General features: G+C 43.8%; 15 protein-coding genes. 4 read left to right on the top strand and 11 right to left on the bottom strand.

The window, feature by feature from the left end:
* Nucleotides 1–214 precede the first annotated feature (214 nt).
* The 10 genes from NYE45_RS15465 to NYE45_RS15420 all read right to left on the bottom strand — a co-directional run bounded on the left by NYE45_RS15465 (nucleotide 215) and on the right by NYE45_RS15420 (nucleotide 18,477).
* A complete protein-coding gene (locus tag NYE45_RS15465; protein WP_340013006.1) occupies nucleotides 215–5,242 on the bottom strand; it encodes a hypothetical protein in 5,028 nt (1,675 codons plus the stop codon).
* Between the two features lie 313 nt (nucleotides 5,243–5,555).
* The gene (locus NYE45_RS15460) at nucleotides 5,556–6,764 is read right to left on the bottom strand and encodes a GDSL-type esterase/lipase family protein (RefSeq protein ID WP_340013005.1); all 1,209 of its coding nucleotides are present in this window, start codon (nucleotides 6,762–6,764) and stop codon (nucleotides 5,556–5,558) included.
* Nucleotides 6,765–6,781: 17 nt separating this feature from the next.
* Nucleotides 6,782–9,013 carry an FAD-dependent oxidoreductase gene (locus NYE45_RS15455; RefSeq protein ID WP_340013003.1) on the bottom strand — a complete coding sequence of 744 codons (2,232 nt, stop codon included), beginning with the start codon at nucleotides 9,011–9,013 and terminating at the stop codon, nucleotides 6,782–6,784.
* 96 nt (nucleotides 9,014–9,109) lie between these two features.
* Complete coding sequence (locus NYE45_RS15450; protein ID WP_340013001.1) at nucleotides 9,110–10,720, bottom strand: response regulator; 1,611 nt, start codon at nucleotides 10,718–10,720, stop codon at nucleotides 9,110–9,112.
* Nucleotides 10,720–12,459, bottom strand: a complete 1,740-nt coding sequence (locus tag NYE45_RS15445; RefSeq protein WP_340013000.1) for a histidine kinase — start codon at nucleotides 12,457–12,459, stop codon at nucleotides 10,720–10,722. Before NYE45_RS15445 ends, NYE45_RS15450 begins: the two co-directional genes overlap by 1 nt.
* A gap of 92 nt (nucleotides 12,460–12,551) precedes the next feature.
* Nucleotides 12,552–14,138: an extracellular solute-binding protein gene (locus tag NYE45_RS15440; RefSeq protein WP_340012999.1), complete on the bottom strand. Its 1,587-nt coding sequence runs from the start codon at nucleotides 14,136–14,138 to the stop codon at nucleotides 12,552–12,554.
* Between the two features lie 65 nt (nucleotides 14,139–14,203).
* Nucleotides 14,204–15,073: a carbohydrate ABC transporter permease gene (locus NYE45_RS15435; protein WP_017688329.1), complete on the bottom strand. Its 870-nt coding sequence runs from the start codon at nucleotides 15,071–15,073 to the stop codon at nucleotides 14,204–14,206.
* Between the two features lie 13 nt (nucleotides 15,074–15,086).
* On the bottom strand, nucleotides 15,087–16,034 hold the full coding sequence (locus NYE45_RS15430; RefSeq protein WP_091030155.1) for an ABC transporter permease subunit: 948 nt from the start codon (nucleotides 16,032–16,034) through the stop codon (nucleotides 15,087–15,089).
* Nucleotides 16,035–16,239: 205 nt separating this feature from the next.
* Nucleotides 16,240–17,022: an SDR family oxidoreductase gene (locus NYE45_RS15425; protein ID WP_340017379.1), complete on the bottom strand. Its 783-nt coding sequence runs from the start codon at nucleotides 17,020–17,022 to the stop codon at nucleotides 16,240–16,242.
* Between the two features lie 69 nt (nucleotides 17,023–17,091).
* Entirely contained in the window at nucleotides 17,092–18,477 is a 1,386-nt protein-coding gene (locus NYE45_RS15420; RefSeq protein ID WP_340012997.1) for an MATE family efflux transporter, read from the bottom strand.
* Nucleotides 18,478–18,656: 179 nt separating this feature from the next.
* On the opposite strand from NYE45_RS15420, the gene NYE45_RS15415 reads away from it, so the two are divergent.
* Nucleotides 18,657–19,538: a LysR family transcriptional regulator gene (locus NYE45_RS15415; RefSeq protein ID WP_340012996.1), complete on the top strand. Its 882-nt coding sequence runs from the start codon at nucleotides 18,657–18,659 to the stop codon at nucleotides 19,536–19,538.
* Between the two features lie 116 nt (nucleotides 19,539–19,654).
* Here NYE45_RS15415 and NYE45_RS15410 read toward each other — a convergent pair whose 3' ends face one another.
* On the bottom strand, nucleotides 19,655–21,919 hold the full coding sequence (locus NYE45_RS15410) for a stalk domain-containing protein (protein WP_340012994.1): 2,265 nt from the start codon (nucleotides 21,917–21,919) through the stop codon (nucleotides 19,655–19,657).
* Between the two features lie 106 nt (nucleotides 21,920–22,025).
* Here NYE45_RS15410 and NYE45_RS15405 point away from each other — a divergent pair, with 106 nt between their 5' ends.
* Genes NYE45_RS15405 through NYE45_RS15395 form a run of 3 tightly spaced genes read left to right on the top strand, consistent with a single transcriptional unit; the run spans nucleotide 22,026 to nucleotide 25,751 of the window.
* On the top strand, nucleotides 22,026–23,552 hold the full coding sequence (locus tag NYE45_RS15405; protein WP_340012993.1) for a spore germination protein: 1,527 nt from the start codon (nucleotides 22,026–22,028) through the stop codon (nucleotides 23,550–23,552).
* Nucleotides 23,545–24,633 (top strand): endospore germination permease, encoded by a 1,089-nt coding sequence (locus tag NYE45_RS15400; protein WP_076333939.1) that lies wholly within the window; start codon nucleotides 23,545–23,547, stop codon nucleotides 24,631–24,633. The genes NYE45_RS15405 and NYE45_RS15400 overlap by 8 nt, the downstream gene beginning before the upstream one ends.
* Nucleotides 24,630–25,751 carry a Ger(x)C family spore germination protein gene (locus NYE45_RS15395; RefSeq protein WP_340012992.1) on the top strand — a complete coding sequence of 374 codons (1,122 nt, stop codon included), beginning with the start codon at nucleotides 24,630–24,632 and terminating at the stop codon, nucleotides 25,749–25,751. Before NYE45_RS15400 ends, NYE45_RS15395 begins: the two co-directional genes overlap by 4 nt.
* Nucleotides 25,752–25,762 lie beyond the last annotated feature (11 nt).

The following is a 25,762-nucleotide window of genomic DNA, read 5'->3' as shown; positions in this document are numbered from 1 at the left end:
TCAAAACTGAAATCAGTAAAAACCAGTGAATGAGTACACTTCACTGGTTTTCGTTTTGCCGAGTCTCTCTTCTATAATCCTAAGTTTAAATGTACTCTTCCAACATATCAGGTTCCACATGATATCCTCCTGCAATCTTCAATTCAAGCAGGTGTATGATGGTACCATTGAAGATTTGTGTGGGTCTAGAGAATCCATTCATAAATCACTGCCCTCATTCAGAAAGTGTCGGTTCACCTTGCACCTCATTTGCAAGCAGATCCGAATCATCAGAATGCCGTTCGAACATAACCGCGTCAACCCTCGTATAGATCATATCCGCTGGAAGCGTTGGCGGGTCTACCGTTGTAGGCGTAACTCTGGTTAACCGGACATACTCGCTGCCGTCACCTGTAAAGTCGAACGTTCCCAGATTAACCCAACCCGATGAGCCGGCCGTTGCATCGATATAGGTGACCTCGGTACCCGTTTTATGTTTCACTTCCACTTTGACATTGTTATCGTTTGCGGTCGTATGGACAAGTTTGTAGATCGAGACCGTATATTTCCCCTCTGGAAACTCGCCTTTCCACGTTGCTGATGATCCTTGAACTGTTGAATAGCGGGATTTAACCCCAATTTTGTATCCAGCTAAATTGCTTTGGCTCCAAGACCCTTCTGTCGTGTATAACCCTGTTGTATTTGTACTGTCCACGATAACCGTTAGGTCCCTGATCGTGATATTCAAAGGTGCTGTGGTTAAGGTCACTCCGTCAATCGTGACAGTAGCCCATACCTCAATGTGATCCGTGTTCCCATCGAGATTAAGAAGAGTCAACAACCCACTGCTATTCACTTCAGCCAGATCCGTACGATCAACGAAATACTGCACATCGGCCTGTGTAAGATCACCGATCAAACCGTTATCCAAATAGCCGGTTACGCTCAGTTGTGCGGTTTGAGTCATCTGCAACTCGTTCCGATCGGACATGATCACCGCAGACTCCAATTGCGGTATCCTGTTTGAGTCCACCCACATGATTGCATCGGCAACGACTCTGGACTTGTTGGCCTTATTGGTTAATTCCACGTACCCGCTATCGCCTGCAGCAAAAGGATAATCCCCTAGGTGCACCCAAGTACCATTCGCTGTCGTCTCATCAACTGTCACCGTCTCGGAGCCGCTGCTATAATAAACGGTAAATGAGGCATTTGTTGCCCAATTTTCACTCGCAGCCGTGATTTGCGGAATCTTGTAATACACACTGTAAGTGACACTTTCCGGCAGCTCAGGCCGCCATCTCATTTTGCTTGTCGCTGTGCCGGACGTAGATTTGGCATACACATAGTTATCATAATAATAATCATTAGCCGTCGTATCCCTTATCCAGACGCCTTCTGTCTCCGCCTCCGTATTATCCACAATGATGGTTGAACTATCCTGCCCATCGGGTTGAACTGGAGTCTCCGATACCTGATCCGGCAGATAGAGTGTCCGCTTGCGGGTCTGCTTCCCCTCCGATTCCACATAATAAGTGAAAGTCTGGGATAAATCATTCACCCGTATCGACCACTCCATTGGGTATATCGTATCTGGCAAGGTTGTGTACGTGGCCCCGCCATCCAGGGAATAATGGATTGTCGCTGGTTTCGTTGTTTTGGCCTGCACATAAGCATCATAAACCGTTTCGTCAGGCTTAACGATCAGCATGCCTTTAACCGCATCAATTGGACTGTGGGTATCAAAGAAATAGCTTGCATCCGATGGTTCTGCCGTTCTGACCTGATGCAGCGGTACATCAATATCGAGTCCCTCTACAATGATTGCGGTGATTCCCTTGCCTGAAACCGTAGCTTGAATGATTCCACCACTCATTACCGTTTGCTCTGGTGTACCATTGTCGCGGATAATCGTTACGGCGTAATCTTGTGCCGGGTTGAATCCAATGATTTGTTCATTTAATTCAATTGGAGTCTGAACTTCTTCTGAAGATGCGTTGCTTAACCCGATGTAGAATTTATCCCCGCTCTCACCCGTTATCCAATTCAATTGAGGATGGTTGGTCTTAATAATCCCCTTAGGCATCCAAAGCCAGACGTCTGAATTACCATAAAATTGACCTGGTTTATTCCCATAAAGGTGATATTTGAACCATAAAAAATTCGTTTCAAATACAGAAGGAAACGTAATGCTTCCGTTTGATTTCAATGATTGTTCGCTAATCAAATAATCCATCGTTTGTCCAAGCTGCCCCGGAATATGGTGATAATAGATGGATGTAGCCCCGCTTGGGCCTTCCAGCGGAAAGTCCGGTTCAAGTTGGCTAACGGCGAAGCCTTTATAATAATAACCTGGATAACTGGAATATCGTCCAATAACCGCATTATGAGCAATATCCTGCAGCAGTTTATCCCCTGTATAGAGCGACAATCTCAGCATGAATGGAGCTTCCTGAGCATTCATCCGATAATAGCCGGTTGTACTTCCTGCTTCAAACGTTAATCCGCTCGGTGAAACAAGCCAACGCTCCGCTTGAACCCCTCCGGCTATATCTTCTGGAAGCTTGAGCCTAGGATATTGAAATTTACCACTTTCCGGCCAATGGAACGACTCCGCATAATTATATGTCTCCGGCTGCGGAATCGTAACGTTACCTTCAGGAACTGGACGAGCAACAAACATGGTTGCATAGCGTTTGGCTTCCTTATAGGCGGCATCCAAGTATTTGGGATCCTGAGTTTCCTCATATAGCTCCAAGATCTCCATCCACAGCTTGCTATAATAATAAATGAACTCATTTTTACTTACATCCACGGATGCAGGCGTATCGATATGTTGCGTGATATAACTGTCGGCTGCATCCTTCGCAGCTTGCAAATACTTTGAATCTCCCGTCATCCGATACATCATCAGGGGCTGAATGACAGGACCCCTGTCTTTCTGATCCGGGTCACGCACGAGGTATTCTTCCTGTGCCAGTGCACCAATTCCTGCCGAAGTGCCCATCATCTGATTGACAGCGGCTACGCTTGAAACATCGAACGGCAGAGTAGCCATTTTCCATAAGGAAGGCACACCGTATACTTTCTTCTGCGTTGGCGACCAGCCGATACCATTTCGCGATACGCCATACTGGACGGACGGCAGTGCTCTCGTATCGTATAGCTGGTCATCCCCAGTTAAATAATAAGCTCCCAAAAGAACTGCATTTGAGCTTGTTCGAACGCTATCTTCATTTTCAATATCAATAAAGCCCTTGGCACGGCTCCACCACCCGCTGGGTGACGGGACATAATTCACAGAGTCGTCCCCTTGTGGCTCTATCTTGAGCAAATCGATCATATTAAACATCGCGTCAGTTAGCGACTGATCTGACACATTTTCCCGGTATGCCGAATAATCGTACTCATTGCGAAGAATATCCACGTAGGACTCATATAGATTGCTTTTTTGAGCAATTAGCCCCATATGAAATTGATAGGTGTTTTCTGCGGTCATTTGCGAATAAGTCCCTAATTGAGGCGCATACAGGATTGGTTGTACGCTGCCTTCATTGTTGACCAGGCTCATGCCAAGCCGTTGTTTCGTAACGCCTCCCGTCGGTTCAAATTCAACCGGAAGCTCTGCCGAAGGTACAAATACGCCATAGGTCAATGGATTTCCCGCACCATTATTTTTCTCAATCAGGCTCATCGGAGCGCTCAGCTCTCTTAAGCTTGTGGATTCCACCGTACCTACCATTTTGGCATGTGACCTGAATCCATTTAACACTTCATTGATGCCCGAGACTGCCTCTGTTGTGAAGGACTGATATCCAATCACATAATTGCCGTTGCGGCGAGGCGTAAAGGCAAAAGAAACATCGGGTTTATCCCCTTCCATGGACCAGTTCACTTCAAAATCATACTCACTGCCATGCGTAGAATCGGTTAATACCGCTGTCTGGCTGTCGGGAAAATGGACCCCGTCGAATGTAATCCAGCGTTTGTTCATCGTATCGTAGTAATTGGTCCGGCTGCCCGCGTTCCCGTCCAATAAAACCCATTGTTCCTCAAGTCTTTCCGATTCATTATTGATTGGAACCCAGTTCCCGGTTTCTGTGTTTTTGTAGAACATGTCACGAACGATGGATTTACCTTCATCCCATGCTGCCTCATAGAAGGTTGCCTTGTAGTTTGCATTTTCGATGCTGCCTTTCTCTGTGTAACTGAGATTCGTTAATGTGCGGCTCCGCAGCGGGGGCAACGGTGGTGCCTGTTGACGGATATTCCCCTCGAACTTGACTGCATCAGCCCGCGTAATAATTGTACCCGTAGAAGGCTGCGTTCGAGTCAGCCTGACAAATTCGCTATCATCACCACTAAACTCATACTCTCCCAGATCCACCCATCCAACCGATGGACCTGACGAAGGTCTGAGATCCATAAACTTAACATCCGTAATCCCGTTATGAACAATCTCAATTTTCACATTACTATCTGCTTTATCCGCCCAATCCAGCTTATAGAACGATATTCGCGCCGTCCCTGCTTCCAGGCGTGGATTCCATGTGATGCTTCTATTTACGGCGTCTGTATATTTGGAACTGGAATTATTGTAACCCTTCACTCCCGCACTTGTGCTCCAATAAGGAGCGGAAAATCCGTTATTAGCGTTGCCGGAATCAACCGTAACGACATGATCAATTGTGAGGCTCCCATCATCAATGATAATCGTCTTATGTGGCTCTTTTTGCTCAATATTCCCTTCGAACTTGACCGCATCCGCGCGCGTAAGGATCGTGTTTGTGGTGCCGGTAGACCGGGTCAATTGAACAAATTCTTCCCCAACTCCAGAAAAATAGTACTCTCCCAAATCAACCCATCCCGCTGGATCACCAGATGAAGGTCTTAGATCCATAAAGACTACATCCGTCGTTCCATTATGAACAATTTCAATTTTCACATTGCTATCAGCCTTATCCGCCCAATCCAGCTTATAGAACGATATTTTCGCCGTTCCTGCTTCCAAGCGTGGATTCCATGTGATCGTTCTGCCTGCTGTACTTGTATACTTGGAGCTGGAAAGATCATACCCCTTCACTCCTGTGCTTGTGGTCCAATTTGGAGCCGAATATCCATTGTTCTCGTTACCCGCATCAGGTGTCACAACATCATTAATCTTAACGCTACCGTCATCGATGATAATGGTCTGATAAGGTAAGGTCTCCGCGTAAGCGGCCCTTATTCCGATCAGGCTGAAAGGAACTACGATCGTCAACATGAAAACGATGAACAAAAACAGCTTCCTTTTGACCATACAATTCACAGCCTCTCCTCATAATGATAACGCTTCCAAAAATGAGTTACCTTTTGCTCAAATGATCGTAAAAAAGCACTTAACCTTATCCTTCTGCCTAAATCCCGTTCTGTCGTTTTCATCTTAGCATGTTACATCACGGTGAAATTTCTTTCATTTTAAGAATTTCTTATACGATTTTAAGTAAAGTAAAAAAAGAAACCTACATCCTAATTGATTGCTCAGTTGCAGTCAGCTAGAATATAGGTCTTCCAAGTGTTCCAAGTGAACCAATCAATTAAAATGGCGGCTGAAGCAATAACAACTTTCCAAGCTGAATGACCGTTTGATCATACCAAGCTGGATGCTGCCGAACATGTTCCATACTTCGTTCATTGCCGCTAGCCTCAAACACAGCCGCTTTGTCAGTTTTCTCGTGATCGATCTCGAAGCGAACGGTATGTTTCCCATTTGGTAGCTCTGGCAAGAAAACATATTGATTTCGATTATGATCGTTGTAGGGGGTGAATCGATCGATAAGTAAGGCTTCCCCTCCATCCACCGACACCTTCAATCGGCCAGAATCCGGCCCCCCGATATCGAATAAGCCGATGTGTGTTCCCTCAAACTCCACTGTGATCGTCTCTCCTGGATCAACTGCTCGCCATAGACCGGGGAATAACCAATCATACTCGCGTACTAAGGGAAAATCATCGGGGGTCATGTAAGACCATCCTGCGGAAAAATGAGTAAGACGATCCAGTGGCAGCATGGTTGCATACTCCCAAGGATTGGCCGGGACCAAAGGGTCCTGCGGCAAGTGATGTTCGATTTTTCCCACGTGATCTCGAAGCTCTCTCATTTTTTCGAATGACCGAATGATGGTGTCTGTGTAAATCTGGTGTCCTTCGGGAATCGTCGGATGGATCGAATCATGTGTGAAAATAACCGCTCCGGGAATGGCCACGTCTGCCCTGGAGGTGAAAATGAGCTTTCCTTCCGAAACCAATTGACTGACCGCTACGCCCAGATGAATGGAAGGAATGCCGTAATATTCGGCGACTTCCTCTTGCATAAGAGCGCCCTTCTGGTATTCACCGGATTGAAATGAGGTCAAATCCCGCTCCTTAATCGTATATACAAACAGGATATCGCTAAACCGGCTCCGCTTGCGAATCTGTCGGACAATGCCTTCGATGCGCGCTTTGGATTCGGGCACTCCGCCATCGTTGCCAACAAATTCAACAAACACAAGATCAGGCTGATGACGCAGTACATCTGTCTCCAAACGGGCGCAGCCGAGGTCCGATCCTGTCCCATCAATACCTGCATTCACAGCGCGGATATCGGCACGGGGATATTGCCCTCGCAGCCAATCCGCCGTCATGACCCTGTATCCTTTCGAACGTGTATTACTGCCGCCGAAATAGACGATGGTCACGGTTTCTCCATTTTCCAACTTCTGAATGACATTAGGCAGCCCTCTTCGAGGAAAAAATTCCTTCATTATGATTTCACCTGCCCTCACTTAGCGTTTTTAGGAGCAAAAAGTTTTACAGCAAACACTTCATAATAAGGTGAACCATACGTTGCGTAGAAATCAAACCGGATCCGGGTTATACCTTTTGCAAGCACCTGATGTTTATTCAACGAAAGATAATTCCCATGGACTTTAATTTCACTCTCGGTTCCGTCTTCCAAAGTTAACGTCACATCATAATCTTGGATCAGTGGCTCGATCGGATCGTCGAAATGTTCCAAATTCAGCTGCGAATTGAAAACAAGATGGATTTCATCCAGATTCTTAGGGCTTGCAAAACCAAATTCCAACCATTCCTGTCCTTCCGTACGTTCCGAAATCCAGCCGTTCGGCAAACCATAAGGTCTGGAGAAACCGTTGACGACATTCGCGGGATTATACATATCCTGGGATGGTTGTAGATCCTTGAAACAAATGCTCTTATTAAGTTTCTTCAGTCTGGACGGCTCTTCCGGTCTATAAAGGAAGCTAACCGCTCCAGTCATTTTCTCCTCATTGCTGTATACGGTAAGGCTCACCGTACCTTCCAATACGATGTAGACCTTGTCATCAGCTGGTTTCTCGCAGCCCAGTTCCAGTGTAATCCAGTCATCGTGACCCGCTGAAATAAGCAAGGGATAGTCTTTCAACTTGCTGGTGGGAATATAGTTTTCCTTCCGATCCCCGCCATACAGCTTCACTTGCAGCGTTTCCGAATGCTCGGATCTATTTTTAATTTTGATCTGCACGCTCTCAACCACAGATGTCTGAATCGGCAAGACCAAACATAACGCTTTCTCCAAGGAGATTTCTTCGGTTGGATGAAGTTGTTCATAGCTTCGCTGAGACGAGGCACGAATCGTTAATCCGTCTGCGAAATAAGAATCTAACGGCTCTTGAAGCCCTACAATCGTTTGCCCGTCTCGAAGCAGCTGAGCCTGAAGCTCACCCATATGCGCTTTGACGATGGCCGCGGGGTCTGTCTCGTATTTTACGCATAACGCAGCAGCCGTTCCTACCGCCTGCCCCATACAACCACAAGTTGCCATCACCCTTGTAGACCCAAAAGCCACATGAGTAGCGCTTATATTGCGGCCAGCGAACATGAGATTTGGGATATTGTGTGAAAATAAGCTACGAAACGGGATATTATACAATCCCGGCACAAAATTCCACGCGGTAGCCGGCCCCTCATCGTAGATGCCTTTATTTGCATGCAGATCCATATACCAGCCTCCGACGGATACCGCATCTTCGAAATGAGGCTTTGTTGTAAGATCGTTCTGAGACAGCATGTGTTCCCCGATAAAACGCCTCGACTCCCGTTTTCCCGGAATCGGGCATACATAATCCAGGATGAGATTGTCTACATCATCAAACTCACCGCTATTTTTGATATAATCCCATATCCCGTACACCAATTTTCGCAGTTCCAATGCGATGTCTTCATTATTCTTGATAATGTCCATATGTCCGCCGTATTCCAGCCACCACAATCCGCCAAGTCCGTTGATTTTTCTTGGAAAAGACCGATGGTTTAATCCTTTTCTGATACTATCGAAAAACTCCAATTTCGTAATATCATACGCAAATCCAGGCCTTGTGTAAGGAACGGAATAGTTTACGTCACGGGCTTGAAACAGAATCGTATCACCCATCGTGTAATGATCCGCCACTTCTGGAGCGAGCTCCTCCTTGTATTCATGCTTCGCCTCTCTTCCCCATCGGAAGTGAGCACCTGCTTGGTATCCAACAATTCCATCCCCGGAGCAATCGATATAGGTTGGGCTTTCAAAACGAAATTTTCTCTCTGAAGCCAATTGAAGGCCCTCCACCCATTTGATTCTGCCGTTCTCCATGCCCGTTTCATGCACACATGTATTCAGAAATAGAGAAATGTTGGGCTCATCATACACCATGTCGAGCAAAACCGTATCCGAAAGCGAAAGCATAAGCTTTTTGTTGTATAACGGATTATAATGAAAGATCTTCAGCTTGAGTTCTTCCACCAATCCGCCTTCGCGAGCATAATAGGATGGACTGTTTCCGAGATATGCCGACCCGTTGATATGAACCCTGACCTCGCTGCTCGCATTTCCCCCCAATACTGGCCGATCATTGATAAGTGAAACCATGAGTCCTTGGCGTGCGGCAGCAATGGCAGAACATATCCCGGCAATACCTCCGCCTACGATGGTTACATCTGCTTTCATAAGCTCCATTTGGATAACCTCCATGATTAGATGCTCCTATCATGGTAATGGTTTTGGTCCCTTTTTTTTTACAGGATTTCGCGAAAAAATCATACATTTTTTGCATCCTTATTTGAATTCCTACCGTGTCATTTTTATCCGATATTGCTTGGGCGTATCCCCCGTATATTCTTTAAACAGTTTGCAAAAGTAACCTTCATTAACGATGCCTACTTCCTCGCACAATTCCAATAAAGAATAATCCCGAACGTTTAACAACTCGAGAGCGAGATGGATTTTTTTACGGTTGATGTAGCTAATCACGCCTTCGTTCATTGTTTTTTTGAATAAGCTGCTAAAATACGATGGTGCTAAGTTCACTTCCTCCGCAATTGCCTCCAGCGTTAAGCGCTGTTTCAGGTTATTCTCTATATAATGCATAGCACTCATGATTTCTGCGCGATGTAATAGTTGGCCCGCATGCACGTATTCGAATGTGAAGTCACCAATATAGGCGAGCTGCTCCTGAAAAGCCATAAATTCCATGGGGAAGTCTGGAACTTCCGTGGCCATCTTGTTCCCCGATTTAAATTTGACGGTAATGTCTCTGTACAAGTCTCTAATCATTGGCACCATGATGGACTTGTGGATTTTATGGTCCGTAGCAAATTGCGACAGATCGGCAAGTGCATTGTCCAGCTCTTCCTTGGAAATCTTCCTCTTTAGCCGTATAAGAAAATCAGTCAACTTCTGCTGAAAGTCTGCTTTTTTGTCATTATGGTATTGGAACCGATGCATCGGTGTTTTTACGACTTTTTCGGTATGATAATAGAAGTCCTCACTTACATTTTTAGCTTCCGTATACGCCTGTTTGATCGATTCCCAGCCTCGGTGCGGACTTCCAAAAGCGACAGATACCCTTTTATTCAAATATTGATGCAAATGAGAGATGATCTGCCCTCCCAAGGATAGGCAAGCATATTCCGTTTCCATATCACTGCGGTTATTTTCCCAGGATAGAAAACCAATAAAACGATTATCGGACAGATCCGCAGCTACGCCACTGCTACCATTCATCACCGTTTCTTCGATGATATTTGTAATCGCATACTTCAAGATGTTTTGATCTGCGGCCGCGTATTCGTTTCGGAAACTTTCATACGTATTCATCTCAACGATGAAGCAGCAATAGTTGGCTTGAAAGAAATGAAACTGCATGCGATTGGTAAAATCCGATGCCCGATGAGAAGGAATTTCACCTCGGATCAATTCGTTAAAAAATTGCTTGCGGACTCTATATTTATTTTCAAGCACGGATACGTTTAACGAGTGAAATTCCGCTTTTTTTTTCTCAAACTCATTTAAAATTCCGGCTGCCTTATCCAACGCTCGATTCAAATCTGCTTCCCGCAGTGGAACCTTTACAATGTACTCCAATACGTTGGCTTGAATCGCTCGCTGAGCGTATTCGAAGGATGAATAGGCGGTGAGAAGTATGTATTGGGTATGGGGGAGCTCCGCCTTGAGCTGCTCAATCATGGAGATTCCGTCCATTCGCGGCATAACGATATCGGATATGACGATGTCCGGCTTAAGTTTGATGATCTCCTCGATCCCATTCAACCCATTATTCGCTTTGCCCACTAGAACAAATCGTCTATCCCTATAAGAGAGTTCATTAAAAAACAATTCCAATCTTTGAATGATCAGGTCTTCATCGTCAACAATGAAGCAGGTATAGTCTCTCCCCATTATGCATCTCCTTTTGGCAATTCTGCCGGGAATACAGCGCGTATACGGGTTATTTCCTTAGGTATGCTAATGATATCCAGCCCGAATTGATCTCCGTAGTGGAGTCTTATTCGCCCATGAATATTATTCAGCCCGATTCGTTTTCTTTTCACTTCCTCTTCACTCGGTTCTGAGATTAAAATATGTTTTATTTTATCAGCTGGAATTCCCTCACCTTGATCAACAACTTCGATGATGACGATGCCGTCCTCCCTGTACGCATGAATCGTAATAGGCCCCTCAAGTTCCCCTCCGTTATAACCATGGAAGATACTATTCTCTACAAGGGGCTGTAACAGCATTCGGAAAACTGGAAAATCCATCAGTCCTGCTTCGATATTTTCAATCAAGTGGAAGTTTCGGTTATACCGAATGTTCTGGATCTCAATATAGTCGGCTACATTGCGTAATTCCTGGCGTAGGGAAACCTTCTCTGATGCATCATCTATCCCATATTCCAATAATGAAATGAGTGACCCGATCACTACATCTACTTTCTCTATTTGTCCGAGACGTATCACGTTGCTGATTGAACCAAGTGTGTTATACAGAAAATGAGGGTTAATTTGAGACTGTAACACCTGGATTTCCAACTTGCGCTCTAGTTCATTATGAAGTTCAGCTCGGCGAATCAGTTCCACAATCTGCTGAAGCATACGATCGAATGCTCGTGAAAGATCTCCAAACTCATCGTTTCGATTAATCGTTACTGTTGTTGTGAGGATGCCTTGTTCCACCTGCTTCATTTTTGTTTTGAGCGTATAAAGTGGTTTTCTTATATATTTGGCAACCAAAAAAGAAATGAACAAACTTAAAAGAAGACCTGCAGCGAGCAGTTCGAGGTAATAGGTTTCCAACCTGGACAACGCTGCTTTTAAGCGTGATTCATCGTTAATCGAGATGATGGTCCAGTTGAATTTCTCCGTTGGTTTTTTCAAAAGGGAAATCGGAGTACCATCGTTGGTATACAGTTGAAGGTTTGTTTCTGTTGTATCCAGAATTTCTTCCGCTGACGTCTCTCCAATCGAAAAAGAATGATCTTGAATATTTAGAGGTTCTTTATTTTCAGAAAATCCGGCAATGATCTTACCTGACGCAGTGATCAGAGCCAGATTCATTTGTTCCTGTTTATTAATCTTGAATAAGGTTTCTTCAATGGCATTTAGATCCAAATCAACCGCAATGGCCATAGGAAACGGAGCACCGTTCAGATATCGAACCATCGTAACGGTCCAGCCGGAATACTTCGATTTGTAAGGTTCACTAACAAAGGTAGTCCTTCTATTCTTGTCAGCCGCGTCAAATAAAGGTGCTCTTTCAGATAAAGGTTCATCGAATATTCGAGTAGGTGTACTTCCACCCAGAATGGATAAATCGCTTTTGATCAAATAAATATTACTGACATAAATACTGTTGAGTTCATACAGCTCCCTTAATTGCTTTTTAATCACTTCGGTATTGTTAATGTTGGCTTTCACTGATGTTTCAACTGAGAAGAGAATCGTCTGGAAGGAGGAAAAATTAACGGTGAAATACTGGTCCACCTTGTCTAGTATTTGATTGGTGTAAAAAATGTCATTGGTTCTTATTTCCTTTTGGACATAGCGATACGACAATTGGCTTATCAAGATAATGCAGCCTAATACAAAGGCAAACACGATAAAAAATAATTTTAAAGGCAAGCTGATTCTTCTTCGCATCGATCATCTTCCTTTTAATTCCGTTTTAAACTAAGAATAGCATATGCTAATAAAGAGAGGGGCTAAGAATAGCCACTCTCTCTTCGTTTATTTTATTTGATAAGGCCGGCTTCTTTAAATTGCTGGATTGCGGTTTCCTTATATTTCTGCATGTCAAACTTGGTATCCAGCGTCTGGAGGAAATTGTCCCAGTTGGATAGAGGCTCTTTGCCCGTCATAAATTTAACCAAGCTTTCATTAATGAAACGAGTGCGGTCAGCATCCAAGGTATCGCTTGGGTCTGGGGTCAATAAATTTCCGGGCAACGTTGGCCCCACAAATTGCTGATTGTCCTTGAAAGCTTCCGCTGTCTTCGGATTCTGGAAACTGAAGTACTCTGCATCATCACCACGGCGTGGCATTCTATAATGATCAACCCACAGGTATTTTTCCTTCATTTCCTTCGATAACTCGGAGGTTTTATTTTTGATCTTGCCGTCTACGACATCCCAATGAATTCCTTTGATTCCGTATGCAAAGTTTGGATAGGTTTCTTCATCCGTAAAGAGATAATTCAGCATGGACAAGATCCGAATGATTTTGTCCTCGTCCGCTTTTGCGGATATGGCCCATGAATTGCCCTGGAATGATTTTCGCTCTACAATTTGATCGCCGTAAGGACCTTTCATCGGAGGAATAACGATCCATTCAGGCACCTCGCCACTAATTTCTTTCATTTTCTGCTGATAATCCGGCTCCAGTCTACGAGCATCCCTGATCATGAAGCCAACTTTACCCTTAAACATCTTTTGGTCCAACAGATCAGGCGAATTCATCGTCACCCAGTCCGGGTCAACCACCTTGGCTGCCATCATTTTATTAATGTAAGCAAGCGCCTCTTTCATTTTGGGATCGATAAATAGAAATACCGGTTCATTATCTTTTATCTCAACGGCTGAAGGCGGATTGACGCCAAACATCCACATCAAGCTATCAAAGCCGTAGGTTTGCAGATTGCCTTCTTTATTCATACCGCCGATGAATCCGTACGTATCGTTTTTACCATTCCCGTCCGGGTCTTTCTCTGTAAAGGCTTTCATAACTTCGAACAGCTCGTCAGGTGTCGTTGGTACCTCCATATTCAACTTTTTCAGCCAATCGTTACGGATGAAGAAGCTTCGACTGATACCGTTTACATTATCATAGCCTGGAACTCCAATCGTTTTTCCTTGATAAGACATCGCCTCCCAGGAGTCGTTGCCAAACCGTTTCTGTAGTTCAGGGAATTGGTCCATATACGGTGTCAAATCCGCAAGAACACCTTGGTCGTAATATTGCGCGAGATCAGCACGGCTCTTCAAGAAGATCAAGTCTGGAATATCCCCGCCTGCAATGAGTGTATTCAGTTTGGTTGTTGCTTGACCCGCTTGAGGAATCATCATCTCCAAGTCGATATTCATCTCTTCTTCCAACATTTGGCGTTGAACATCTTCATCACGTGGAGGTACCGGCGCTGCAGCGTTGAAAGTGCCTTGGTTAAACATTGTGATTTTCATTTTGGTTGCAAACTGCCCAGACTGGCCTTGCGAATTACCCGAAGTTGTCGATGTAATTTCTTCATTTCCCCCACATCCTGACAATAGCGTTCCAAGTCCTAAGATTGCCGACAGAATAGCAAATGAAATCTTTTTACGCTGCATATTGACCTCTCCTTTGCTTGTATATTATCACGGTTTCCCCGTAATAAGTTAGGTTGGAACATCTTTTATCCTTTAACGGATCCCAGGAGTACACCTTTGGTAAAATGCTTTTGCAAAAATGGATAAACGATCAATATCGGGACTGTAGTTACAACAACTGTAGCCATCTGCACAGCGAACGTACTTACAGCCCCGGAATTGGCGAGCGAATCAGCGCTTTGAGTTGCAACGTTAAGCAGGATGTTACGCAAAATCACTTGAAGTGGCATGTAGTTGGAATCATTGATATATACAATGGCATCAAAATAACTGTTCCAATGCCCGACTGCGTAAAATAAGGAAATGGTGGACAGGACGGGTAAGGACAAGGGTAAAATGATCCGCCATAATGTCTGAAGCTCACTCGCACCGTCTACCCTCGCTGATTCCTCAATTTCACCAGGTAATTGCTCAAAAAAACCTTTGATGATCACCAGATTAAATGCACTAATGAGATTTGGAATAATCAATACCCAAGGACTGTTTAACAATCCCAGAGAGCGGATTAGTAAATATGTCGGAATTAGTCCCCCACTGAACATCATGGTAAATACTATGAAGAGTAAAAACGGACTTCTTCCGGGCAAATATTTTTTGGATAACGGGTAGGCCGCGATCACCGTAAAAAACACATTTAACGCAGTCCCTACAATCGTTCGGAACAACGTAATTTTATACGCCTGCCAGATTCCATGAGAAATGAATACTTCTTTATAGGCCAGAAAGGTAAAGGATTCTGGTATAATGACAATCCCTCTTCTTAATACTTCCGATTCTGGCGTTACGGAGACAGCAACCACATATAGGAAGGGCAGCACGCACAGTAGGGATAACAAAATAAGAATCACATAAACGACGGTTTGCCAGACTTTTTCCCCGATTGTCAAATGGATCATACTAAAGACCACCTCACCAGATTTGCCCATCGAATTTTTTGGCGAGCTTATTCGCTGCCAACACTAAAGCAAATCCGATGACAGCTTTAAACAATCCTACAGCAGTAGCCAAGCCAATCTTAAGACGCTCCAACCCTTCCCGGTATACCCATGTGTCGATAATGTCGATCTTTTCTTGGTTAAAGGTGTTGGCAAACATGAATATTTGGTCAAAACCTGCATCCAGGATATGGCTTAATTTAAGAATCAGCATCAGGATAATGACTCCTCGAATGCCAGGTAAAGTGATATGCCAGAGCTGTCTCCATTTGGAAGCACCATCTATTCGAGCCGCTTCATATAAGCTTGGATCGATTCCTGCCAAGGCGGCAAGGTACAAAATCGCCCCCCATCCAATATCCTTCCATACTTCAGATAAGATGATCAGCATTCTGCCCCAGGCAGGTTCGGTTAGAAAAGAGATGGGTTCAACACCAAAATCCTTCAAAATCATGTTAAAGAGACCATCCCCAGGGGCTAGTAAGGCTACCATAATTCCATAAACGATGACCCATGACAGAAAATGAGGTAAATAAGTGATGGTCTGTACGATTTTCTTAAACCATTGGCTATACACTTCATTAAGGAGTAAAGCAAGTACGATGGGCGCGGAGAAACCGAACAATAACTTATACAACGATATGATGATCGTATTTTTCATGATGTCCCAGAAATAAACGCCGTTCATAAAATCCGTGAAATTTTTGAATCCCACCCATGGGCTATCCCATAGTCCCAGAGCCAGGTTGTAGTTTTTAAAAGCAATCATGATTCCCGCCATAGGAATGTATTTGAATACCGCAAAGTAAATTAAGGCTGGTAATAAGAGAGCATACATCACTTTATACTTTTGGATCGTCCTTATCCATGTCTTTCGCTTTTTGGAGATGGGAATGGCGTCCGCTGCCAATTTTGCTTGCATTTCATCACCTCGTCTTTGTTTGTATTTGTATATTAGCACCCCCCGATCGGATAAATTTCTGAAATATCAAGAATTTCTTATAAGATTTTAAGGAAGTGTGTCAGAGAGCGAATATATTCTGTTCTATAACCAGAACCGATTCCAGAAAAGAATAAACGGGCGTTCCCCGGTGGAATACCGGGAACGCCCGCAGTTAAATCATTGTTTACAGTACAGAGGATTTACCGCCGTCTATGTTAACGGCAGTTCCTGTTACGTAGGAGGCTGCTCCTGACACGAGAAAAGCAATGACTTTTGCCGCCTCTTCGGTCTGACCTATTCTCTGAAGTGGGATGTCATGAATTGGGTCGGAAGCGAACTCCTCCCAACTTTGCTCTGGTGCTGAAGCCTGCCATTTCCGTTCAATCTGATCGCTACGAATCAGACCGATGCACACCGCGTTAACACGAATATTGTCCTTGGCGAGGTCTTTGCTCATCGCCTTTGTAAGTGCAAGACCTGCGGCTCGGCTGACTGATGTTGGCAAAGATGACGCAGATGGTGTTTTCCCAACAGTCGCCGTCACATTAAGGATAGAACCACCACCTCTTTGGCGCATATAAGAAACTGCCGCCTTAGAACTGTGCACTGCTCCTAACAATTTCAAATCCAGGTCAGCAGCCCAGCTTTCGGTACCGACCTCTTCAAACGGCCTGGCCGCAGAGGTGCCCGCATTGTTGACCAAGATATCCAGTCCACCGAAATGCTCTGCAGTCTGTTCCACCACACCTCGTACTTCTGCTTCTACTGAAATATCTGCAGAAATGACTAGTGCATCTGTACCAGTAGCTTCTTTAATTCGTTGCGCCGCAGCTTGGAGCGCCTCTTCGTTGCGGGCAACGATTGCCACCTTTGCCCCTTCCGATGCTAAAATCACGGCTGTCTCTAGTCCGATTCCTTTGCTGCCGCCTGTAATTAGCGCTACTTTATCCTTTAATCCCAAATCCATTACGATATCCTCCTCTTTCCCATCGCGAACTTCATTAATTAACGCCATCTCTTCAATCAATTCGATTTATTATTCCGCTTTCCTGCCAGTTAGCTCAATAGCTTGGAATTTAGTCCATTTCCCAGTAACATACCTCCAAATGAATAGCCCTCCTTTTATGAACCAATCACAATAGATAGCTATCCATGTTGAAAACATCCCCATATCAAATACATATACCAACACATAAGCGAACATAATTCTGCAGCAAAACATAGTAATCATACTCACTATCATGGGGTACTTTGCATCTCCAGCAGCCCGAAATACCGATGGAAGTGCATTGCCGAAAGGCCAAATCAATATCATGACAATCGCATGGCTCCACACAATCTCCGTAGTCCATCGCGTTGCTTCTGCTGAAAAATGATAAATGCTCAATATACTTGGAAACAAGGCTAAACTTATTACGGAACTCACAATCTGTGCCACAAAAATGATACCAAGTATCTTTTTCGTATAGTATCTAGCCTGTGTAAAATCTCCAGCACCCACACATCTGGAAATGACTATGGACATGCCTAAACCAATGGCCATTCCAGGTAAAGCTTGCAATGAAGTAATCGTACTGCCAACTGAATTTGCCGCTATAGCAGCTGTTCCAAATGTAGATACCAAACTTAATATCAACAAACGTCCAAAATAGAACATTCCATTTTCTAATCCATAAGGTACACCGATCCGCATGATCTGTTTAATCATCAATGAATTAAACTTATGCTTCAAGGTTTTATTTAGATGAAGAACATGCTTAGGATTTCTTACATGAATGAGAATGCATACTGCAGCACCTATCCTGGAAATTAAAGTAGGAATAGCAATCCCTGCAATCCCCATATTGAACCCATAGATGAACAAGACATTGCCCGCTATATTCAGAATGTTCATAGCCAGCATAATTTTCATAGGCAATTTGGAATTGCCCATCGTTCTGAATATGGCAGCTCCAGCGTTATAGAGAGCTAAAAAAGGAATTGAAGCTCCGACGATCAATAAATAAGTGTTGGCATAGTTATATACCTCGTCGGTGATATTGCCAAAGAGAACATCTAAAATAATACTTTTAAAGAGAAAAATAAAAATCATAATCACAAGCCCTGCTGCTCCAGCAAACCAAACTAATTGATTCGAGGCTTCTCTGGCTTGGATTTCCTGTTTTTTACCGAGATATTGCCCTACAATTACCGTGCCACCCGTAGCTAAAGCTGCGAATAAACTTATTAACAGTAACATAATCATTTCGACTAAAGAAACTGCAGATACGGCTGACTCTCCTATAGAAGCTGCCATGATTGAATCGGATAATCCGATCAAAGATGCTAACATTTGTTCAATAATTAACGGGATAAAGATTCTCATTAAATCTTTATCCGTAAATAACAACGGGTTCGAAAATGGCATTTTTGATTTTTTCATAATCTTAACCTCATATTGTATGATTAACTACACAACTCTCAAGTCACGTTCTCCATTCATTGTAAATTCCTATCTGTATAATTACTAATACCTATGGTGTATTTTGTATCATGCCTAATATGTATCGTATAATCATCTGTGAATGATCTATCCGACGTATTATGAAAGGATGATAAGGTGTGGATATTCGGGTTTTGAAATACTTTTTAACTGTGGCTAAAGTAGGCAATATAACAAAAGCAGCAGAAATCCTTCATATTACGCAACCAACACTAAGCAGGCAGCTTATGGATCTTGAAGAAGAACTGGGTACGCGTTTGCTGATACGAGGAAAAAGACAGATTACATTAACAGATAGCGGTCTCTTGTATCAGCAACGGGTAAAAGAGATCGTTTCCCTCTTAGACAAGACAGAAAGAGATTTGGCAGAACAGAAGGATCTGATTGGCGGAGTGGTTTCTATTGGCTGTGTGGAGTCCATTGTATCCAGAGCTTTGGCAGAAATCGTAGAGAAATTCTCCAACCGGCATCCTAGAGTACAATATGAACTGTATAGTGCTGATGGAGATGATATTAGAGAAAAGCTTGACCGAGGAAATATCGATATCGGCATATTATTGGAACCCATTGAAACTGCAAAATATGACTATGTTCCATTACCCTATCCGGAAAAGTGGGGGATTCTAATGAGACGAGATGATCCTCTTGCTCAGAAATCATCCATTGAGATTCAAGAAATACTTTCTTTACCCTTAATTCCACCCCGTCGGACAATTGTGCAGAATGAGATTGCAAGTTGGCTTGGTGTGGAGAATGATCGTCTTACTATTTTCGCATCCCATAATTTATTGACTAATGCGATGCAGTTAGTAGAACGAAAACTGGGGTATGCCATATGTGTAAGCGGATCATATACAATCCGGGAAAGTAATAGCACATGTTTTGTTCCCTTTGAACCTGAACGAATAACAAATCATGTACTGGCTTGGAAAAAGAATAGGATATTTAGTTCAGCTACCGCTCACTTTATTCAATTTATAAAGGATATCTATGATTCATAAAAGGATGCGCTGTACCTTTAATCCCAACTACAGTCTGATTTCTACCAACGCAAAAAAAGGCAACCGAATCATCCTGTTCGGTTGCCTTTGATTTAGATATAAAACCTTGTATACATTTACTTCTCCGATGGGAGTGGTGTAAAGAGCAGATTGACCGGCAGGTTGCTTCCTGGCGCGGCAGAGAATAGAATCGTTACGCTCTCTCCAGTTAACCCGGTGCGGTAAAGAACGCTTTGTTCACTTGAATTGGTAACCGCAACGTTACCTTCGGCAATCGATACCAACTGATTGTTCACCAGAGCTACTCCGGAGTATTTCCCTCCACGAGGGTTAAAGGAGATAAGCGTACGCGGTGCAACATTGGTCAGCGTGATTTTGTACAATACGCCGAAATTACCCGCATTGGATGCGTCTGTGTATGCCATCGGATCTGTTCCTACCAGATTGGGATCGCTTGAATTGTCACCAAGTGGCAGACGGGCAGGTTTGATTCCCACGTGCTCATCGTACTTTATAATGCGAGTCGCATTCGGGTACGTACCACGGTTGTGCACTCCGTCACGATCAAGCACAGGTAGCAACGGCAGAGTCTCGAATGGATCTTTATTTTCCTCGACCAGGATAACGTTATAGTCCAGAGAGTAATCACTATAAGCATCCGAATAGAGCGAGATGACTTGTCCTTCTTTCATCGGCGTTTTATTAAGTTCAGTCAAGATCAGTTTACTTTCTCCAGGTTGAAGGTATTCCTTCTTCTGATCAGCTCCAGTCTGAATCGACTTGAACCACTTATCAATAGACAATTTCCCAGCTACGGTAGCGTATGGTGTAGGTCCTGCAAAGCCCATATTTTGTTGTTCGAATACAGCTGGATTTGGGTTGTTATTGGTTGCAATTACATACATTTTCACTCTTTTGCCTGTATTGTTCACGTGGTGAATCATGAAACGGGTCTGCCCCGAAGATGATTCTTTATATACGATGCCTTCTGTGTTCACTGTTTCCGGACTGTTGCTGCGGATCAGCAAACTTGGCTCATCCATGTACGTATAAGGCACTTTCTCCATCGTAGTCACTTCGCCACCGTTGAAGGTGAATTTCTGTCCTACCGGTGTGAAGAGCAGATTGAAATCGGTAAATGAATATAAGGTCTCATTTGTTATGGTGATGACTTTGGAGTACGTGTTGGTAGCGCCGTGATTGTCAGTAACCGTAAGTGTCACCGTTTTTGGACCTGGTTCAAAGAAAGCAAGTGAATTGTTCTCCCATACGGCTTTAACAATATTATCTTCATCATCAGTGCTTTGGTCTGTATATGTTATTTTTTCGCCCATTTTATATTCTTCTTTATCCGTGGCGAACATGGCTACAGGAGGAAGATTAGGAGTCAAAACTTCAATCGTAATGGAATAGGGATCGCTCCATTGGCCATTGGAATCCTGAACCTCATATGAAATGGTATATGTACCTGCTTGATCAAATGATTCTTGACGACCTGTCCAGCGTTCGTCAACGATATCCAGTGCATTTGGAGAACTGGAAGAAGTCACATAGTCCACTTGATCGCCCGCAAAGATTTCCTTTTGGGAAATGGTAAAGCTCGCAACAGGTTTGGTATTTAGATTCAGCACAACCGTCTTAGCCGGCTGATTTACTTTATAAGTGATGTTCAGAGCTTGAGTAATGGAAGTTAAAGGCACCATGAACGTATTTTTTTGCTGATAAGCAGGGCCTTTCATCGTTCTGGTCTCTCCATTTACAGTGTAGTCTTTGCTGTTGGTCTTGAATCGGAGTTCATCGTCACCACTAATAATGATGGTTTCCTTGGTTTTGTTATCGTATTTAACCCCATATCCCACACGGTCAACCAGCGCACGAATTGCAACATAGGATACACCGTTTTTTACAGCCATTGGTTGGCCAGCAAGATACGTTTTTCCATCCTGTTCCATTTTGTTGCTATTCATGTACAACGTCAGATTTCCGCCTGAACCTACTGGAGACTTCCCATCAACGGATGGTTGTTCTACTTGAGCAGGCGTAGCTGGTGTTTCAACCTCCTCAGTGCTTCCTTCCTGAGTGGTAGAATCCGTACTTGTTACATTTGAAGTCGTGTTCCCTCCATTACTGGCGGGTTTCTCCTCCTCAGTTTTCGTTTCATCAGAGGTTGGAGTATCGATCGATGCATTAGTGCTCTCCGTCTTCACCTCACGTTCTGCAATGGGTTGCACTTCCTTTATCACCTCAACCGATTCTACGTTGGCCGTGTTTACGGACGCTGTGTCACTTTGCGGTACTGCCTGCGCACTCACGGAACCGACTGCAAATGCTTGGAAAACGGCTAAAGCGGTAAAAATGGACAATTTCTTCTTCATATTCATGCTTTGTCTTTGGCTCCTTCTGCTCTCTAGTAATTTGTATCCCCTCAAAAAGTCATAGTATTAGACGCTAGATTTAGGAAAAAGTTTCTAATTGGATTGTGAATTATTGAATAATCGTCTTGATTTTGCACAAAATAATCCAAGTCGCATTTTGAAACGAGGTGGATCAATGGCCCCAACCAATCATGCCTGCTCTGAATTAAAAATGAATATTTCTTATGTGGAGCAGTCCCTTTATCATACTGACGATTTGAAACAACAATCGCTCTTATTCAATGGTGTGCAGAGTGTGCTTCTCTATATCGATTCACTTGTAGATCAGGAAATCATTCAAACTCATGTCTTAACAGCTCTAAAGGATCAGACTCATTCGGAAATCTATCCATCGTTCACCACATTAGAAAGTCGAAAAGATATTGATCTGCAAAACGGAATAGACTCACTCATTCAAGGGAAATGTCTTTACATACTTGATGGAAACCCGGAGTTTTACATTCTTTCAACCGAGAAAATGTATGTCCGCAACACAACCGAACCAGAAAACGAAGGTGTTATTCGAGGACCGCACAATGGATTCATAGAGCAACTTTCCGTTAATTTGAATCTGATCCGCAGACAAATTATCAGTCCATCCTTAATCATTCGATATTTTAACGTTGGCGAGAAAACACATACCAAAATTGCAGTCGTATACCTTCAGGATGTGACCAATCCAGCGTTGGTAGAAGAGGTAAAAGAGCGAATCTCATCCATATCTTCTGATATGGTGCTGGCTCCAGGGTTTATTGAAGAGTTTATTGAGGATAATCCCTTTTCTCTGTTCCCTCAGCAGCTTAGTACAGAACGACCTGATCGGGTCATTGCTAATTTGATGGAGGGACGCGTCGCCATACTTGCCGAGGGCAGCCCGTCAGCTCTTATTGCGCCAGTTACGTTTTTTGCATTTTACCAAAGTCCGGACGATTATCATGGTCGCTGGATCGTCAGTTCTTTTTTACGTTTAATTCGCATGATGAGCTTCGTCATTGCGTTTACATTACCTGCTGTTTATATTGCAACTATCTCGTTTCACTCCGCGATTTTACCGTTGGAGCTGGCACACACAATCAAGAAATCACTGCAAAGTATCCCCTTTCCTGCCCTGGTAGAGGCCATGTTGCTTGAACTGATCTTTGAAGTATTAAGAGAAGCCGGGGTCCGACTTCCCAGCCGCGTGGGCCAGACGATCGGCATCGTCGGCGGTTTGGTTATCGGAGATGCTATCGTACGTGCTGGGCTTGTATCCTATACGATGATTATTGTGGTATCACTGACTGCCATCTCGTCGTTCTTGGTACCTTCGCATGAGATGAGTTCAGCAGTGCGTATTCTCCGCTTTCCGATGATGATAGGAGCGGCGCTTTTTGGATATATCGGCATCGCATTTGGTCTGGTGATTCTAACCATTCACCTCTGTAAGCTGGAGAACTTCGGATCGCCTTATTTTGCTCCGGTCGCCCCTTTCCGATTAAAGGACATGAAGGATGTATGGATTCGATTTCCCATCTGGGCGCTTCGCGAGCGTCCTCATGATGCCCGCCCGCAGCGGCTGAATCAGCAGAAGTTCTCTAGGAGTTGGAAAAAACGTGAATAAGGAAACGACAATCACTCGGGGACAATTGTTCTTGCTCATTATGAAATTTGAAATCGGTGTAGACATTTTGTCCCTCCCTTACCGGATACACCTTCTGTCCAAGGGCGGCGGGTGGATTTCTGTTTTCCTAGGAGGATTCCTGATTCAACTTATCATCCTGCTATGCTGGCTTTTGATGCGAAGATTCCCGAGTTCTTCAATATATCAAATTGTAACGCTGATCACGGGGAAATGGATTGGGAAGATCCTGATTATTGCCTATGTCGGATATTTCCTGTTGATGGGCACTTCTGTCCTGGTAAACGCCTACGGTGTAATTAACCGCTGGATGCTGCAGGATACTCCACGGTGGGCTATTTTAGCCCTCTTTTTGTTCAGCAGCATCTATTTGGTTCGTCAAAAATTGCGAATTATTGCCCGGGTGCTTGTACTCATCTCCTTTTTGGTCTTGCCCATGATGGTATTGATCAGTTACGGAATCAAGGAAATCAATCTGTTATATCTTTTGCCTATGACCGAAGCAGGTTGGCCCAATATTATTAGTGGTTCAACCGAGACATTAATGGCGATGTTCGGATTCGAATTTTTTCTCGTTGTCTTTCCTATGGTTGAAGGTAGCAGCGGTGGCAAACTTAAGTCTGTTGCTTTAGCAAGCGCTGTTGTCGTTTTGTTGTATGCATTTACCGTGTTCATTTGTTCAACGGCTTTCAGCCCCCAGCAACTTGACTTAATGCCTGAACCAGTCATTTATCTGCTCCGCTCTATCCCACTCGGGACAATGGATCGGGCCGATTTCCTGTTCCTGCCCATCTGGTTAATTTCAATTTTCGGGGCCATTTGTGGCTACTACTATACGGCATCCTACGGTATAAGTTACCTGTTCAAACAAAAACACCATAAAAAGGCCGTGCCTTATGTCGTTATTGCTTCTTGTGTAATTGCCTATCTGCCACAACAGAAGGAAAACCTTGAGTTAATTAGTACGATTGCCAACAGATCGGCTTACTTTTTTCTGATGATCTTGCCCCTATTGCTCCTGCTCCTGTCTTATATATTGAAACGAAAAGAGAAGATGATATGAGTCAACAAGGAATGGCTCTTGGCATGCTGATCCTGCTCATGTTGATGACGGGATGCTGGGATCAGGATAGTCTAAAAGATGCAAGACTGGCAAATGCTTCAGCATATGACATCACCTCAGAAGGTGAAATTAAACAAACGCTTGAAATTGTCGATGATTTTGAAAGTGAACAAGGGAGTAGCGTTAATGAAGTCCATTCAGGTACCGGGAGATCGGTTCGTCAAAGCACAGATAGAATCCGGGCTAAAGTGACGGGTGATATTCGTTTTTTCAAATATGGGATGATCCTATACGGGAATAAACTCGCACAAAATGACATTTATCCTTACTTGGATGTCTTATATCGGGAACCCGATTACCCGACCTCGCATGTGAAAATTGCGATTGTGGATGGCGATGCCGGAGATTTGTTACACCAGAAAAGAGTCGGCAGTATATTAATTGGTGAGTTTATTACGAAAAAAATTAAGAGCCTGGAGGAATTATGCATTTTTCCTGAAATGACGTTAGAGACCCTTCTCCCTCCCATGCTGGATCCCGGACAGGATTTTACGCTACCTTACCTCTATAAGGACGGAGAAGAAATTGATGCTCGGGGAATCGCCCTGTTTCATGGGCAAAGGTTCAGTGGGAGTCTCAATACGGAACAGGCTCCGCTATACATTATTATGAGTGGTAAATGGAATAAAGCGGCGCGTTTTGTCAAAAAGATTCATCCAGGGCCTTCCAACAATCCACGGAACTATGTCACTTACGAAGCGAATACCGAACAGATTAAGCGCAAACTGGCGGTAAAAGTAGTTGATGACAGCCAGATTGATGTAAATCTCCATATTGAACTTCCTGTAACGATTGTTGAGTATGCTATGAATCATCTTCAGGAAAAGGAGACGATTGATCGTCTGAACCGTAAGCTATCCGATGACATGACTCAGGACGCAGAACAAATTATCAAGACACTTCAGCAAAGTGGTTGTGATTCCTTCGGGATTGGCAGACATTTAATTGCCCATTACCCAGAATTGTGGAAAAGCCTAGACTGGAATAAACAATATGGCCAAGTTCGTTTTCACCCGGAAGTAAAAGTTAAAATAGTCGGTAGCGGTGTTTTAAATTAGCAGCTTGGTGT

Source organism: Paenibacillus sp. FSL K6-1318, assembly GCF_037976905.1.
Taxonomy (GTDB): domain Bacteria; phylum Bacillota; class Bacilli; order Paenibacillales; family Paenibacillaceae; genus Paenibacillus; species Paenibacillus amylolyticus_A.
This window is presented reverse-complemented; position numbering and strand designations above follow the sequence as displayed.

Bases quoted from the DNA above. Each gene is read 5' to 3' on its own strand.
- NYE45_RS15465 (WP_340013006.1), bottom strand. From the start codon at position 5,242: ATGTTGACGATCGTAGTTCCTTTCAGCCTGATCGGAATAAGGGCCGCT.
- NYE45_RS15460 (WP_340013005.1), bottom strand. From the start codon at position 6,764: ATGAAGGAATTTTTTCCTCGAAGAGGGCTGCCTAATGTCATTCAGAAG.
- NYE45_RS15455 (WP_340013003.1), bottom strand. From the start codon at position 9,013: ATGGAGGTTATCCAAATGGAGCTTATGAAAGCAGATGTAACCATCGTA.
- NYE45_RS15450 (WP_340013001.1), bottom strand. From the start codon at position 10,720: ATGGGGAGAGACTATACCTGCTTCATTGTTGACGATGAAGACCTGATC.
- NYE45_RS15445 (WP_340013000.1), bottom strand. From the start codon at position 12,459: ATGCGAAGAAGAATCAGCTTGCCTTTAAAATTATTTTTTATCGTGTTT.
- NYE45_RS15440 (WP_340012999.1), bottom strand. From the start codon at position 14,138: ATGCAGCGTAAAAAGATTTCATTTGCTATTCTGTCGGCAATCTTAGGA.
- NYE45_RS15435 (WP_017688329.1), bottom strand. From the start codon at position 15,073: ATGATCCATTTGACAATCGGGGAAAAAGTCTGGCAAACCGTCGTTTAT.
- NYE45_RS15430 (WP_091030155.1), bottom strand. From the start codon at position 16,034: ATGCAAGCAAAATTGGCAGCGGACGCCATTCCCATCTCCAAAAAGCGA.
- NYE45_RS15425 (WP_340017379.1), bottom strand. From the start codon at position 17,022: ATGGATTTGGGATTAAAGGATAAAGTAGCGCTAATTACAGGCGGCAGC.
- NYE45_RS15420 (WP_340012997.1), bottom strand. From the start codon at position 18,477: ATGAAAAAATCAAAAATGCCATTTTCGAACCCGTTGTTATTTACGGAT.
- NYE45_RS15410 (WP_340012994.1), bottom strand. From the start codon at position 21,919: ATGAATATGAAGAAGAAATTGTCCATTTTTACCGCTTTAGCCGTTTTC.
- NYE45_RS15395 (WP_340012992.1), top strand. From the start codon at position 24,630: ATGAGTCAACAAGGAATGGCTCTTGGCATGCTGATCCTGCTCATGTTG.